General features: G+C 60.2%; 11 protein-coding genes. 2 read left to right on the plus strand and 9 right to left on the minus strand.

The genetic code is table 11. From position 1 onward, the window contains the following. Nucleotides 1-47 precede the first annotated feature (47 nt). The 4 genes from topA to fadB form a co-directional block, all read right to left on the minus strand. A complete protein-coding gene (gene topA, locus ACL0K2_RS05140) occupies nt 48-2,660 on the minus strand; it encodes a type I DNA topoisomerase (RefSeq protein WP_413043944.1) in 2,613 nt (870 codons plus the stop codon). 303 nt (nt 2,661-2,963) lie between these two features. Further along, nucleotides 2,964-3,191, minus strand: a complete 228-nt coding sequence (locus ACL0K2_RS05145) for a DUF1653 domain-containing protein (RefSeq protein WP_045162552.1) — start codon at nt 3,189-3,191, stop codon at nt 2,964-2,966. A gap of 80 nt (nt 3,192-3,271) precedes the next feature. Further along, nucleotides 3,272-4,447, minus strand: coding sequence for an acetyl-CoA C-acyltransferase FadA (fadA, locus tag ACL0K2_RS05150; protein WP_413043945.1), 1,176 nt, complete (start codon nt 4,445-4,447; stop codon nt 3,272-3,274). Between the two features lie 16 nt (nt 4,448-4,463). After that, nucleotides 4,464-6,611, minus strand: a complete 2,148-nt coding sequence (gene fadB, locus ACL0K2_RS05155) for a fatty acid oxidation complex subunit alpha FadB (RefSeq protein ID WP_045162554.1) — start codon at nt 6,609-6,611, stop codon at nt 4,464-4,466. 464 nt (nt 6,612-7,075) lie between these two features. Between fadB and ACL0K2_RS05160 the strand changes: the two genes are divergently transcribed. Beyond that, nucleotides 7,076-9,109 (plus strand): S9 family peptidase, encoded by a 2,034-nt coding sequence (locus tag ACL0K2_RS05160; protein ID WP_413043946.1) that lies wholly within the window; start codon nt 7,076-7,078, stop codon nt 9,107-9,109. Nucleotides 9,110-9,211: 102 nt separating this feature from the next. Further along, entirely contained in the window at nt 9,212-9,559 is a 348-nt protein-coding gene (locus ACL0K2_RS05165) for a DUF2892 domain-containing protein (protein ID WP_045162556.1), read from the plus strand. 642 nt (nt 9,560-10,201) lie between these two features. Here the strand turns inward: ACL0K2_RS05165 and ACL0K2_RS05170 are convergent. The 5 genes from ACL0K2_RS05170 to ACL0K2_RS05190 all read right to left on the minus strand — a co-directional run bounded on the left by ACL0K2_RS05170 (nt 10,202) and on the right by ACL0K2_RS05190 (nt 15,021). Next, nucleotides 10,202-11,188, minus strand: a complete 987-nt coding sequence (locus ACL0K2_RS05170; protein WP_045162579.1) for a succinylglutamate desuccinylase — start codon at nt 11,186-11,188, stop codon at nt 10,202-10,204. A 10-nt stretch (nt 11,189-11,198) separates the two neighbouring features. Further along, nucleotides 11,199-11,486, minus strand: coding sequence for a hypothetical protein (locus ACL0K2_RS05175; RefSeq protein ID WP_045162557.1), 288 nt, complete (start codon nt 11,484-11,486; stop codon nt 11,199-11,201). A gap of 59 nt (nt 11,487-11,545) precedes the next feature. After that, a complete protein-coding gene (locus ACL0K2_RS05180; protein ID WP_045162558.1) occupies nt 11,546-12,766 on the minus strand; it encodes an aspartate aminotransferase family protein in 1,221 nt (406 codons plus the stop codon). A gap of 118 nt (nt 12,767-12,884) precedes the next feature. Further along, nucleotides 12,885-13,580, minus strand: coding sequence for a crotonase/enoyl-CoA hydratase family protein (locus ACL0K2_RS05185; protein ID WP_045162559.1), 696 nt, complete (start codon nt 13,578-13,580; stop codon nt 12,885-12,887). Between the two features lie 136 nt (nt 13,581-13,716). After that, on the minus strand, nt 13,717-15,021 hold the full coding sequence (locus tag ACL0K2_RS05190) for an HD-GYP domain-containing protein (protein ID WP_045162560.1): 1,305 nt from the start codon (nt 15,019-15,021) through the stop codon (nt 13,717-13,719). Nucleotides 15,022-15,160 lie beyond the last annotated feature (139 nt).

A 15,160-nucleotide genomic window follows, 5' to 3' on the forward strand; every position in this document is an offset into this window, starting at 1 on the left:
CGCTGCACGTTGAGACCGGGGTACCCGGCTCAACGTGGCGCTGTCGCTTATTTACCGGTGCTCTTGTCTTCTACCTTCCACTTGTTGCCATCGTAGAATGCCTTCCAGCCAGTCGGTTTACCGTTGACTTCGGTCTGCACGTATTGCTCCTTGGTCTTTCGGCTGAAGCGGATCACGGCTGGACGGCCTTCGGGGTCCTTCTGCGGTGCACTCAATAGGAAGTGATACTTCGGATCGATCTCATCTTTGTGCGGAATCAGCTCCACCACCAGCGGGGCACGAGTCTCCCGATTCTTTGGGAACTGACTGGCGGCGAGGAACAACCCGGACGCACCGTCACGCAGAACGTAGGTATCGTCGACTTTTTCGCACTTGAGTTCTGGCATCTTCACCGCGTCCATCTTTGGCGGCGCCGCCTCGCCGCTTCTCAGCAGCTTGCGCGTGTTCTTGCACTCAGCGTTGGTACAGCCGAAGAACTTGCCAAAACGGCCTGTCTTGAGTTGCATTTCGCTGCCGCACTTGTCGCACTCCAGGCTCGGTCCCTCGTAGCCCTTGATGCGGTACTGACCTTCCTCGATCTCATAGCCGCTGCAATCCGGGTTGTTGCCGCAGATGTGCAGTTTATGGGTCTCATCGAGGAGATAGGCGTCCATGGCCGTAGTGCAGATCGGGCAGCGATGCTTGCCAAGTAGCACACGGGACTCTGACTCGCCTTCATCGTCGGCGGCGATTTCATCGCCAGGGATCAGGTTGACGGTGGACTTGCAACGCTCTTTCGGCGGCAGGCTGTAGCCGGAGCAGCCGAGGAACACGCCGGTGGAGGCGGTGCGAATCATCATCGGCCGGCCGCAGACCTTGCATGGAATATCGGTCAGAGTCGGCAGATTGGCGCGCATGCCATTGTCGCTGGCTTCGGCCACATCGAGCTTCTTGCGGAAATCACCGTAGAACTCGTCAAGCACATGCTTCCACTCGCGCTCACCCTGAGCGACGTCATCGAGGTTTTCTTCCATACCGGCGGTGAAGCCATAGTCCATCAGATTATTGAAACTCTCCGAAAGGCGTTCGGTGACGATGTCGCCCATCTTCTCCGAGTAGAACCGCCGATTGTGCAGCGAGACGTAGCCACGGTCCTGGATGGTCGAAATGATGGCGGCGTAGGTGGACGGCCGACCGATACCGCGCTTTTCCATTTCCTTGACCAAGCTGGCTTCGGAGTAGCGTGCCGGCGGCTTGGTGAAGTGCTGGCTCGGATCGAGCTTGATCAGCTTCATCCCGTCGCCCTTGTTCATTTCGGGCAGCACGTCATCCTCACCGCTCTTGCTCTGCTGCGGCATGACCTTGGTGTAGCCGTCGAACTTGAGAATCCGGCCCTTGGCGCGCAACTCGAAGTTGCCCGCAATGACGGTCACGCTGGTAGACAGGTACTGCGCAGGTGGCATCTGGCACGCCACGAACTGACGCCAGATAAGGTCGTAGAGGCGCTCGGCATCGCGCTCCATGCCCGATAACTGGGCCGGGCGCAGATTGACGTCGGACGGGCGGATCGCCTCGTGGGCTTCCTGCGCACCTTCCTTGCTGGAGTAGAAATTCGGTTTCTCCGGCAGGTATTTGTTGCCGAATTCATCCTCGATGAAGCTGCGCACCATGCTCAGGGCATCCGCCGAGAGGTTGGTCGAGTCGGTACGCATGTAGGTGATGTATCCCGCCTCGTAGAGCCGCTGGGCCATCATCATGGTTTTCTTCACGCCAAAGCCAAGGCGATTGCTCGCCGCCTGCTGCAACGTGGAAGTGATGAATGGCGCCGAGGGTTTGCTGCTGGTCGGTTTGTCTTCACGTTTGGCGACGCTGTAGCTGGCGTCCTTGAGCTGTTCCAGCGCGGCCATGGCATGGCTTTCGTTCAGCGGCTTGAACGCCTCGCCGTTCTCGCGAGCGACCTCGAACCGCACCTTCGCCTGCTCGGCGGTCGCCAGGTCGGCATGCACTTCCCAATACTCTTCCGGAACGAAGGCGCGGATCTCGCGCTCGCGCTCGACCACCAGCTTTACCGCAACCGACTGCACACGGCCAGCGGAGAGCCCGCGGGCGATCTTCTGCCACAGCAGCGGCGAGACCATGTAGCCCACGACACGATCGAGGAAGCGTCGAGCCTGTTGCGCGTTGACCCGGTTGATATCCAGATCGCCCGGTTTCGAGAACGCCTCCTGGATCGCCTTCTTAGTGATCTCGTTGAAAACTACCCGCTTGTAGCGACTGTCGTCGCCACCGATGGATTCACGCAGGTGCCAGGCAATGGCCTCCCCCTCTCTATCCAAGTCGGTCGCGAGATAGATGGTATCGGCTTCCTTGGCCAGCCGGCGCAGTTCCTCGATGACCTTTTCCTTGCCTGGCAGGATTTCGTACTTGGCCTTCCAGCCATGCTCGGGGTCGATCCCCATGCGGGCGAACAGCTGACGCTTGGCTTTCTCCTTCGGCGACAGCGCCGGGGCTTCGGCAGCCGCCGCCTTGCCGCGCTTGACGGGCTCCTTGTTGGCAGAGCCGCTGGTGGGAAGGTCGCGGATGTGGCCGATACTCGACTTCACCACGTACTGGTTGCCCAAATACTTGTTGATTGTCTTGGCCTTGGCCGGTGATTCCACGATGACCAGCGATTTACCCATGGAGAGGAGAGTTCCTGAATCGAAAGATGAACTGAGAAATAATGAACCGGCAGTAGCCGAACGCTGCAAATGACGCTCAGTCTGCCAGAGAGAAGCGAAGCAGTCCTTTTACGGGACTGCAAAGAGCATTCAATTGCTCCGGAAAACTTTCATGTTCACGCGGCAAGCGGCTTGCTCGGCGCAGGCTTTACCGGCCAAAAACCGAGTGAAATCGCTTTCACGCGGTCCGAAAGCACCGCTATATATAGTGGCGACAGAGTCGAGGTCAAGCGCAAGGGTTAAGCCCGCCCACCGAGATAGCATTCAAAAACGGCTGGGTTCGGCCTCGATCAAGGCGAAACGGGGAAGCGTTTCGCCGTCGACCTCCACCGTTTCGGTAAACATCGAGAGCGGACGCACCCAAAGGCCGAAATCCCCATATAACGCCTGATAGAACACCACCGACTCTTCTGTTTCGGAATGGCGGGCAACTGCGTATACCCGATATTCGGGGCCTTTGTAGTGACGATAACGGCCTGGCGTGACCTGCATCTGGCTGCCTCTGAAAAAATGCGTACCCATCAAAATGAAAACCGGGGCACGTGGCCCCGGTTTCCGTGTCACCGAACAGCTTAGACGCGTTCGAACACCGTGGTGATACCTTGGCCCAGACCGATGCACATCGTGGACACGCCCAGGGTACCGCCCTTCTGCTTCATCACGTTCAACAGGGTGCCGGAAATACGCGCTCCGGAGCAACCGAACGGATGCCCCAGTGCGATGGCGCCGCCATGCAGGTTGACCTTCTGCTCCATATTGTCGAGCAGCTTCAGATCCTTCAGCACAGGCAGTGCCTGGGCAGCGAAGGCTTCGTTGAGCTCGACGTAATCGATGTCGTCCATGGTCAGACCGGCACGCTTGAGCGCCTTTTGAGTCGCAGGCACCGGACCGTAGCCCATGATCGCCGGATCGACACCGGCCAGGGCCATGGAGCGAATTACAGCCATCGGCTGGACGCCCAGGTCCTGCGCACGCTGCGCCGACATCACGATCATGCAGGAAGCGCCGTCGGTGATCTGCGAGGAAGTACCCGCCGTCACGGTGCCGCCTTTGGGGTTGAACGCCGGCTTGAGTGCCGCCAGGCTCTCGAGGGTCGTTTCCGGACGAATGGTTTCATCGTAGTCGAAGACCTTGAGGAAACCGTTTTCGTCGTAACCTTCCATCGGGATGATCTCGTCCTTGAACATCCCTTCAACCGTGGCCTTGTGCGCCAGACGATGCGAGCGCTCGCCGAAGGCGTCCTGCTGCTCGCGGGTGATGCCATGCATCTTGCCCAGCATTTCGGCGGTCAGGCCCATCATGCCGGACGCCTTGGCGGCATACAGCGACAGCTGCGGGTTCGGATCGACGCCATGCATCATGCCGACGTGGCCCATGTGCTCGACACCACCGACGACGAAGACATCACCGTTACCGGTCATGATCGCCTGAGCGGCGGTGTGCAGCGCGCTCATCGACGAGCCGCACAGGCGACTGACGGTCTGCGCGGCGCTGGTGTGCGGAATGCGGGTCAGCAGCGACGCCATGCGGGCAATGTTCCAGCCCTGCTCCAGGGTCTGGTTGACGCACCCCCAGATCACATCTTCCACTTCGGCCGGATCGATTTTCGGGTTGCGTGCCAACAAGCCATCGATCAGGTGCGCGGACATGGTCTCGGCGCGGGTGTTGCGGTGCATGCCGCCCTTGGAACGACCCATCGGGGTACGGCCGAAGTCGACAATGACGACGTCTCTCGGATTAAGGCTCATTCTATTCTTTCCTCAATTAACCGTAGAAGCTCTGGCCGCTGGCAGCCATCTCACGCAGCTTCGCAGTCGGGTGATACAGCGGGCCCAGGTCGGCGTACTTGTCGGCCAATGCCACGAACTCGGCGACACCGATCGAATCGATGTAGCGCAACGCGCCACCACGGAAGGGTGGGAAGCCGATGCCGTAGATCAGGCCCATGTCGGCCTCGGCTGCGGTTTCGACGATCTTGTCTTCCAGGCAGCGGACGGTTTCCAGGCACAACGGGATCATCATGTAATTGATGATGTCCTCGTCGGACAGCTCGCGGGTCTCGCTGACGACAGGCTTGAGCAATTCGTAAGCCTGGGGATCGACCACCTTCTTCGGCTTGCCCTTCTTATCCATCTCGTAGGCATAGAAGCCCTTGCCGTTCTTCTGGCCGAGGCGGTTGGCTTCGTACATGACGTCAACGGCGGTCCTGGTGTCGTCCTTCATGCGATCCGGGAAACCCTCAGCCATAACATCACGGCCGTGGTGGCCGGTGTCCATGCCGACGACGTCCATCAGATAGGCGGGCCCCATGGGCCAACCGAACTTCTCCATCACCTTGTCGGCACGAACGAAGTCGACACCATGGGCGATGGCGCGGGCAAAGCCGCCGAAGTAAGGGAACAGCACGCGGTTGACCAGGAAGCCCGGGCAATCGTTGACCACGACCGGGCTCTTGCCCATTTTCTTGGCGTAGGCGACGGTGGTGGCGATGGCGGTTTCGCTGGTCTTCTCACCACGAATCACTTCCACCAGCGGCATCATGTGTACCGGGTTGAAGAAGTGCATGCCGCAGAAGTTTTCCGGACGCTTGAGCGCCTGGGCCAGGTAGCTGATGGAAATCGTAGAGGTGTTGGAAGCGATGATCGCGTCTTCGCGAACGTGCCCTTCCACCTCGGCCAGCACGGCGTGTTTGACCTTCGGGTTCTCGACCACGGCTTCAACGACGATATCGACGTTGTCGAAATCACCGTAGGACATGGTCGGGCGGATCGCGTTGAGCGCCTGAGCCATCTTGTCAGCGGTCAGACGGCCTTTTTCGACACGCTTGCCGAGCAGCTTGGAGGCCTCGTCCAGGCCCATCTGGATACCTTCCTCGCGGATATCCTTCATCAGGATCGGCGTACCCTTGACGGCCGATTGATAGGCGATACCACCCCCCATAATGCCAGCACCCAATACGGCGGCCAGCTTCACGTCACGGGCCTGCTTGTCGTAGGCCTTGGCTTTCTTCTTCAGTTCTTGATCGCTCAGGAACAGGCCGACAAGGCTCTGCGCGACCGAGGTCTTGGCCAGTTTGACGAAGCCAGCAGCCTCGACCTCGATGGCCTTGTCGCGACCAAAGTTGGCAGCCTTCTGAATGGTCTTGATCGCTTCGACCGGCGCCGGGTAATTCGGACCAGCCTGACCGGCAACGAAACCCTTGGAGGTTTCGAAGGCCATCATCTGCTCGATGGCGTTGAGCTTGAGCTTGTCCAGCTTCGGCTGGCGCTTGGCCTTGTAATCCAGCTCGCCGGAGATAGCGCGTTTGACCAGATCCAAGGCGGCAGCTTGCAGCTGCTCCGGAGCGACGACCGCATCCACGGCGCGAACCTTGAGCGCGTCTTCGGCGCGGTTTTCCTTACCGGATGCAATCCACTCGACGGCGTTATCCACACCGATCAGGCGCGGCAGACGAACGGTGCCACCAAACCCCGGGTAGATACCCAGCTTGACTTCCGGCAGGCCAACCTTGGCCACGGTCGACATGACGCGATAGTCAGCGGCCATGCACATCTCGAAGCCACCGCCGAGGGCGATCCCATTGATGGCTGCGACGGTCGGGACGCCGAGGTCTTCGAAATCGCTGAAGATCTTGTTCGCTTCCAGGTTGCCGGCTACCAGCTCTTCGTCGGACAGCTTGAAGTTGTCGACGAACTCGGTGATGTCGGCGCCGACGATGAACACGTCCTTGCCGCTGGTAACGATGACGCCCTTGACCGAAGCGTCGGCCTTGATGGCGTCGACGGCCTGGCGCAGGTCGTTGAGGGTGAGGCGATTGAACTTATTGACGGACTCACCCTTGAGGTCGAAATTCAATTCGACGATGCCGCTCTCAAGAGCCTTAACCGTGATGGCTTTACCTTCGTAAATCATCAACTGATCTCCACGGTATGGAAGCTGAACGTTACGCGTCGCACGTCATCGGCCCGAAGACCGTCACCGGATACTGATATAGCGACATCCGGTGAAACGACACCCACCGACACGATAAACCGGGCTGACGGCATTTGCGTGGCAAACGCTCGATTCATACGCCCGTTTGATTTGGGTGAGCACACCTTCATGGAAAAGCGATCGATTGTCAATCGGCTGGCCGATCAGTCAGTGGCGCTCACTCGTGATCAGACCGATAAGCCTAGCCAAGCCCTGCGATGCTGCCGCTCGAGATGTCTCGATTTATGCATCGACAGCCATTCACGCCGATGATTGCCGGCGAGTAGCTGATGAACCCACACCGCCCTGTACCGTCACACACTGACGAGCCACCTTGTACACTCTGCGCCTGCCCCCAACCTCGTTAGCCGCGTCAGCTCGCGGCCGTGTTTCAGGAGTTATGCATGTCTGCCCCCATCGCCCGCGTCGCTACAGGCCAGGATCCCTACAAGTGGCTGGAGAACCGTGACGCCCCCGAGGTGCTCGATTACCTGAAATCGGAAAATGCTTATCTGGACCGGCAACTGGCCGATCAGGCCGAACTGCGCGAGACGCTCTTCCAAGAAATTAAAGGACGTATCCGCGAGACAGACCTGTCGCTGCCTTCACCCTGGGGACCCTGGCTCTACTACCAGCGCACCACTGCGGGCGACGAATATCCGCGCCATTACCGGTGCCCGCGGCCGTTAGATGGCTCTTTCACAGTGGATGAAAGCGCCGAGCAACTGCTACTCGACCCCAATGAACTGGCCGCTGGCGGGTTCTTGTCGCTGGGGGCCTTCAGCGTTAGCCAGGATCACAGCAAACTGGCCTACAGCCTTGATACCCAAGGCGACGAGATCTACCAACTGTTCGTTAAAGACCTCACCACAAACGAGGTGACTACCCTGCCGTTCGAGGATTGCGACGGCAGCATGACCTGGGCCAACGACCACCAGACGCTGTTCTTCGGCGAGCTCGACGACACCCACCGCCCCCATAAGATCTACCGCCATCGTCTGGGCGAAAGCGGCCGTACCGAGGTCTATCACGACCCGGACGGGCGTTTTTTCGTGCATTGCTACCGGGCCAGCTCCGAGCGTCAGTTGGTCATCCTCTCCAACAGCAAGACCACCAGCGAAGCCTGGGCGCTGTCGGCCGATGACCCTGAAGGCGATTGGATCTGCCTGGCGCCACGCCAGGAGGATCACGAGTACTTCCCCGACCATGGCCTGCTCGACGGACAGTGGCGCTGGCTGATACGCAGCAACCAGACCGGCATCAATTTCGCGCTGTACCAGGCACCGGAGGACACACCGCAGCGCGAGCACTGGCAGGAACTGATCGGTCATCGCGATGCGGTGATGCTCGAAGATGTCAGTCTGAACGCTGGCGCCATTACGCTGAGCCTGCGCGAGGCCGGATTACCGATCATCGAGGTGCGCCCATCAGCTGGCGAGCCCTATCGGCTACTGCTACCCGACGCGGCCTACAGCCTGCACGTGCATAACACGCTCGAATTCGACAGCCCGGTGATCCGGCTGCGCTACGAAGCCCTGAACCGCCCAGCGCAGATTCGCCAGCTGAACCTGGCCGATGGCGAGCAGAAAGTCCTCAAGGAGACGCCGGTCGAAGGCCCCTTCGACGCCGATGCCTATGAGAGCAGGCGCATCTGGGCAACGGCTGCCGACGGCACCCAGGTGCCGATCAGCCTGGTTGGCCGTCGCGAGCACTTCGGCAAGCCCGCGCCGCTGTATCTCTATGGCTACGGCGCCTACGGCCACAGCTTGGACCCTTGGTTTTCCCATGCACGGCTGTCGTTGCTCGATCGTGGCTTCATCTTTGCCATTGCCCATGTGCGCGGCGGCGGCGACCTCGGCGAGGCCTGGTACCGCGCCGGCAAGCTGGAGCACAAACCCAATACCTTCAGCGACTTCATCGCCTGTGCCGAGAAGCTGATTGCCGAGGGCTACACCGAGCCCGCTCGACTCGCCGTCAGCGGCGGCAGTGCCGGTGGCCTGCTGATCGGTGCCGTGCTCAACCTGCGGCCGGAGTTGTTCGGCGCGGCCATCGCCGAAGTGCCCTTCGTCGACGTGTTGAACACCATGCTCAACGCCGACCTGCCATTGACCGTGACCGAGTACGACGAATGGGGCGATCCGAACCAGCCTGAAGTCCACGCACGCATCAAGGCATACGCGCCGTACGAGAATGTGCGCAACCAGCCCTACCCGGCCATTCTTGCGGTAGCGGGCTACAACGACAGCCGCGTGCAGTACTGGGAAGCCGCCAAATGGGTCGCCAAGCTGCGCGCCGCCAAGACCGACGACAATCTGCTGCTGCTCAAGACCGAATTCGGTGCCGGACACGGCGGCATGAGCGGTCGATATCAGGCGCTCAAGGATGTTGCGCTGGAGTATGCCTTTGTCCTCAAGGTCTTCGGCATGGCTGATCGATAAGCGGACTGCCTCATTGGCGTGGATGCCGCCCGCCGACTTGCGGCCGGAACCGCGCCTGCGTGCCGCGGTCACTTCTCATACCACTGTTTGGAGTGATAAGGCATGAACAGGACATCGCAGAACGTCCATGGCTGGGAGCGCGCCGCATCGATCATCGGCGGGCTGTACTTCGTCGGCAAAGGCCTCGGCCGGGGCGGCTTAGGCGGGCTGATTCAGCTGGCGATGGGGGGCATGGCCCTGACGCGCGGGTTCACCGGCCACTGCGAAGCCAAACGCGTGCTCTGCGAAGTCAGCGAGCATGCCAAGATGGCCGAAGGCAACTCACGAAGCATGCCACTCGAGCGCAGTGACGCCGACGATGTGCGTTTGAGAGCCAGCGCCCAGGCGGCCACCGGTACTGCCACAGTGACCGGTAACGACTCGCTCAACAACCCACCAACCGGCATCTAAGACAACCCCAGCTCAGCTCTGCTTTTTGTGGGAAGCGCGCCCCGCGGCGACTGCTTTTGCTGTGCTTTTTTTGTGGGAGACGCGCCCTCGCGGCGAATGCGAGTTTCCTGCCCACCCAAAAGCCAAAAGCTTCGCCCCGGGTCGGGTCTCCTACAAGATCAAAGAGCTAAAAGCTTCGCCCCGGGTCGGGCCTCCTACAAGATCAAAAGCTAAAAGCAGACCGAAGCGCCCGCGCCCCGCAGCGACTGCTTTTGCTGTGCTTTTGTTGTGCTTTTCTGTGGGAGGCGCGCCCTCGCGGCGAATGCGAGTTTCCTGCCCACATAAAAGCCAAAAGCTTCGCCCCGGGTCGGGCCTCCTACAAGATCAAAAGCTAAAAGCAGACCGAAGCACCCGCGCCCCGCCGCGACTGCTTTTGCTGTATTTTTGCTGTGCTTTTTTCTGTGGGAGGCGCGCCCTCGCGGCGAATGCGGGTTTCCTGCCCACCCAAAAGCTAAAAGCTTCGCCCCGGGTCGGGTCTCCTACAAGATTAAAAGCCAAAAGCTTCGCCCCGGGGTCGGGTCTCCTACAAGATCAAAAGCTAAAAGCTTCGCCCCGGGTCGGGTCTCTTACAAAAGCGCGCAAACGGCCAAGGCAATCGCTGATTCAGTCGCAGGGGACGACGATCAGGCCGGCGCGCTCGCCGATCGCCACATCGGCCATCGGGAACAGGATTCGAGCGCCCAGTTCTTCGACCACCCAGCGCACACCATCATTGTCCTCGGCCAGCAGCGTGCCGGGTGATAGCGGAGCGAAGTTCTTTATGTCAGCGGGCAAACGCAGGACGAACCCCTCGCTGCGCTTGATGATTTCCCGCGCCAGCCGGAACGTCGCCAAGGGTCGAGGGCGGGGTGCGTGCGCAGGCTCGGCGGCCTCGATCCACCGGTGAGCCGCCTGGAGAAATTCATCGAGACACCCAGGCCAGACGCCACCGGGCGCTTCGGCCATTTCCAGGGTGAAGGCCTCGGCCGCGTGACGCGTGGCAGTATGGGCGCTGAAGGTTCCGGAAGGTGTTTCCTGCAACAGCACCGCATCGACCGCCGCGTGGCGAAGGCGCATCAGGCTTTGGCGGGAAACCTCACGCCCGGCGACCCAGGGGCAGATGGCGAACTGCGGGAGGTTCGAGGCGCGCATGGCCGAGTGCAGGTCGTAATGCCAGCGTCGACGGCCCGGCGCACGAAAAAATGTCGCCACCAGCGCTTCGAGCTGCGCAGCGCGACGAGCCTCGACACTGGAGCCGCCCGCATGCTTGCCACAGAACAGTCGATTCAGGTCTTGGCCAACCCGACGCACACCCTGGCGCATCGCCGGCGGGTTGCAAAACAACAACAGCAGTCGGGCACGCGGGTAGATCGTGCCGCTTCCGATCGCTCGTATCAGGCGATCGAGCAATCTGATCGGGACAACTTCACAGCCATGCACGCCGGCCGACAGCACCAGGTCCAAACCAGCATCCTGGCCAGGCGGGGGCGTCACTTCGAGGGCGCCCTCACCCAGCCACTGCAACCTGGCGCCCACAGCGGTGAGCTGAACCTTGTGATCGGGGTCGCGCCCGGCCAGCGTCAGCTCCAGCAGCCGGCCAAGTTCCAGCATGGTGGTGTCATCAGTGGTCGTGGTTGCAGTCCGGCCCATGAACGTGATCGTCCTCGACGGCCTCGACCGGCTCCATTTCCAGCTCGAGGCTAACCAGATTGGTAGCCAGCGGACGTAGCAGCAGGTTGGCGTATTCGGTGTCGCCGTCTTCGACATCGACGCCAATCATCAGTTGGTTATTGCCGACTTGTTGAATCCAGACCTCCCGGCCCTGCCACACCACGGCAAAACGGGTGCAGGATGTCTCCAGCTGGGTACCGTCTACGTCTTCCAGGATCAGTTGCAGGCTATCGCTCATGTCAGATTCTCAATGAAAAGGCAGGACAGAATCGCCCTGCCAAGATGAAGGCCTGAGTTTCAGGCCTGAGTCAGTTTTGCAGCAGCGCGTTCGAAGCGCGCAAGGCCTTCGGCAATGTCTGCCTCTTCGATGATCAGGCTCGGTGCCAGGCGGATCACATCGGGGCCGGCCTGCAGGATCATCAGGGCCTCTCGCTCGGCCGCATCGAAGATGTCGCGCGCCCGCCCTTTCCATGCATCGTCGAGTACGCAGCCAATCAGCATGCCCATGCCACGCACCTGGCTGAACAGACCGTAACGCTGACCGATCTCCAGCAGCCCGTGCTTGAAACGTTCGTGCCGGCTCTTCACTCCGCTCAGCACTTCGGGCGTATTGACGATATCGACTACCGCTTCGGCCACCGCGCACGCCAGCGGATTGCCGCCATAAGTGGTGCCGTGGGTGCCGACGCTGAAGTGCTTGGCGACGTCTTCCGTCGCCAGCATCAAACCAATCGGAAACCCGCCGCCCAGGCTTTTGGCGTTGGTCAGGATGTCCGGGATGACACCGTAATTCATGTAAGCGTAAAGCTCACCGGTACGCCCCATTCCGGTCTGAACTTCATCGAAGATCAGCAGCGCGTTGTGCTGGTCGCACAACTTGCGGGCGCCTTCAAGATACGCCTGATCAGCAGGCAGAACGCCGCTTTCGCCCTGTATCGGCTCCAGCACCACGGCACAGGTCTTGTCCGAAATGGCGGAGGCAAGCGCGTCGAGATCGTTATAGGGGACGTGACTGATGCCCTGAATCTTCGGCCCAAAACCATCGGAATATTTTGGCTGGCCACCAACGGTTACGGTAAACAGCGTCCGGCCATGGAAGCTGTTCACAGCGGAGATGATTTCGCATTTCTCCGGACCGTAATTGTCATGAGCATAGCGGCGCGCCAGCTTGAATGCCGCCTCGTTGGCTTCAGCGCCGGAATTGGCGAAGAATGCCCGATCGGCAAAGGTCGCGGCGGTGAGCTTCTTAGCCAGACGCAGCGCCGGCTCATTGGTGAAGATATTGGAAATGTGCCAGAGCTTGCCCGCCTGCTCGGTCAGCGCCGCCACCAGTGCCGGATGAGCGTGACCGAGTACGTTCACGGCAATGCCGCCGGTGAAGTCGATCAGCTCTCGCCCGCTCTGGTCCCATACTCGCGAACCCTGGCCGCGCACAGGAATGAAAGCGGCGGGTGCGAAAGTGGGAACAATGACCTGGTCGAAATCAGCGCGTTCTACCGGGGTGTGCGGGGCGGACATCAGGACTCTCCTGCGAGGCGACACGAATAGGAAATAAAACGCCCCGCCATGGCGGGGCGCTGCACACTCAGTTTAAACGCAGGCCCACCAGGAATGGGCGCTCGGGCGAAAATTCTCTTCAGGACACGACCGAGTGCTGCCGGTCCAGCTCGATGGCCCGATCCAGCGTTTCGAGCAGGGCCTTGCGAGCCTTGAGTTTGGTGTTCTTGTGGGCTGTCATGTTGATTTTCTTCAACTGCGTAGCGGTTGCTTTGGCAACAACCATCAGCTCGCCCGCCGGGACGACCTTGTCAAGGAAGCCGGCATCCAGCGCCGCCTGCGGATTGAAGATCTCGCCATTGATTACCGAGCGCTGGAACGCGGGCTTGGTCAGGCGATCCCGGGCGATCTCGATGCCCGAATGGTGCATCGTCATGCCGATCTGGACCTCGTTGAGGCCGATATTGAACGCCCCTTCAACGCCAATACGGTAGTCGGCCGAGAGCAGTAGAAACGCGCCCTTGGCGATGGCATGGCCCGGACAGGCAACAATGATAGGGAAAGGATGAGCAAGCATCCGTCGACTGAACGTCGAACCGACGGATACCAGGGCAATCGCGTTTTCGGGGCTCGAGGTCATCACCTTGAGGTCATAGCCGCCGGACAGAATCCCCGGCTGACCAGTGAGAATCACTACGGCACGGTCCTGCTCGGCGCGATCGAATGCCGAATTGAGCGCCTCGAATACAGCCGGAGACAATGCATTGACCTTGCCGTTGTTCAGAGCCAGCGTGGCGATGCCGTCTTCGAGTTCGTAGGAAACCAGATCACTCATGACGAATATTCCTTGTTAGAAGTCCACAGAAGTTACTCAGCGCAACCCGTCAGGTAAAGCGCCGTGACTGACCGGCAAGTCATGATTTGAGAGCTGAATCTTGCGAAACAGGGCCGCGGGTGCAGGGAGCGCTGGCTCAGTGGTCAGCTTTCTCGGGCTCGAGTTCGAGCACTGCGAGCAGCTCGGGATGCAGAATCGTCTGTAGCTGCGGATCGGCGATAAAGAGTCCGTGGGAACCATCGGAGATGCCGCTACGGATCCGATAAGGCGTTCCGTCAGCATCGACGGTCAATTGGGACAGATCAAGATAGCGCGGCTCACAGGGCTTCTTCTCCGCATCCCGGAGAACGACCACCTTGGGCCGCAAGTGCAGATGCTGGTGCTTTTCCAGCACCAGCGCGACTTCACCCGTGTGCAGCTCAACCAGCGTGCCCACCGGAAAGACGCCAAGCCAGCGAATGAATTCGTGCACCAGGGCTTCGTCGAATTGCTGGCCGGAACCGCTGCGCAGCACGTCATACGCGGCCTGGATCGGTCGCGCATCGTCGTAGGCACGATGGCTGGTGATCGCATCGAAGGCATCGACGATGGTAATAACCCGTGTCGTAAACGGGATCTGATACTGCGCGAGCCCTTGCGGATAGCCCCTGCCATCCAACCGCTCATGGTGGCCATACGCGGCCTGGACCGCTACGGCAGGAATGTCATCCTGGTTGCACAGCGCCTGATAACCGAATTCCGGATGGAGCTTGATCTGATCGAACTCTTCCTGGGTGAGCTTGCCTGGCTTATTGAGGATGGCAGGATCGATCTTCATCTTGCCGACATCGTGCAGCAGGCCGGCAATACCCAGTATTTCCAGCTTTTCATCAGGCAGCCCAAGGTGGGTACCGAAGCCCATCGCCAGAATGGAAACGGATAAGCAGTGCAAGCTGGTATACACGTCCTGTGACTTCAAGCGCGTCAGCCAAAGCATGGCACTTTCGTTGCGCAGCATGCTTTCCAGGTTCCGTTTGACCAGCGCCTGGCAGGCCTTGGTGTCAATCGCCCGCCCCTGCTGGACATCCAGCAGTACCTGATCCAATACCAATTCGCTGCTGCGATAGGCTTCGCGCGCTTCGTGGACTTCAAGCGAGAGAGGGACACGGGGCATCGTACGCTTCACGCGCAGTGGCGTCGCCGAGGGCACGACCACCTGGCCCTGATCAAGCAGCACTCGACGGGTGTCGTCAACGAACACATAGTCGCAGCGCTCGCGCACCGCCTGGATATGTTCGAGCTTGAGCAGAGGAAAGCCCTGGAATAGAAAATCCGTCTGACGCCAAGGCCGATCCAGCTCGCAAATGTACATGCCGAGTTCCAGATGACTGACGTGCAGACGGCGCTTTGTGGCGACCTCCACTACCTCAGGTCGCTTACGCCTGCTTTTGAATAACTTCATCAAGCCTTTCCCGGCTCTTCATATTCATTAAGTTCGATTGCGCTGAAGCTGGCACCGAAGTCCTAGGCGTTGGAACCCTAACGGAACGATAGGTTCATCGCCACGGCCGCTAAGCCAGTTTTCCAACGGCGCCTTAACC

It is taken from the genome of Pseudomonas sp. YJ42 (assembly GCF_047225135.1).
In the GTDB taxonomy this organism is placed as follows: domain Bacteria; phylum Pseudomonadota; class Gammaproteobacteria; order Pseudomonadales; family Pseudomonadaceae; genus Stutzerimonas; species Stutzerimonas stutzeri_E.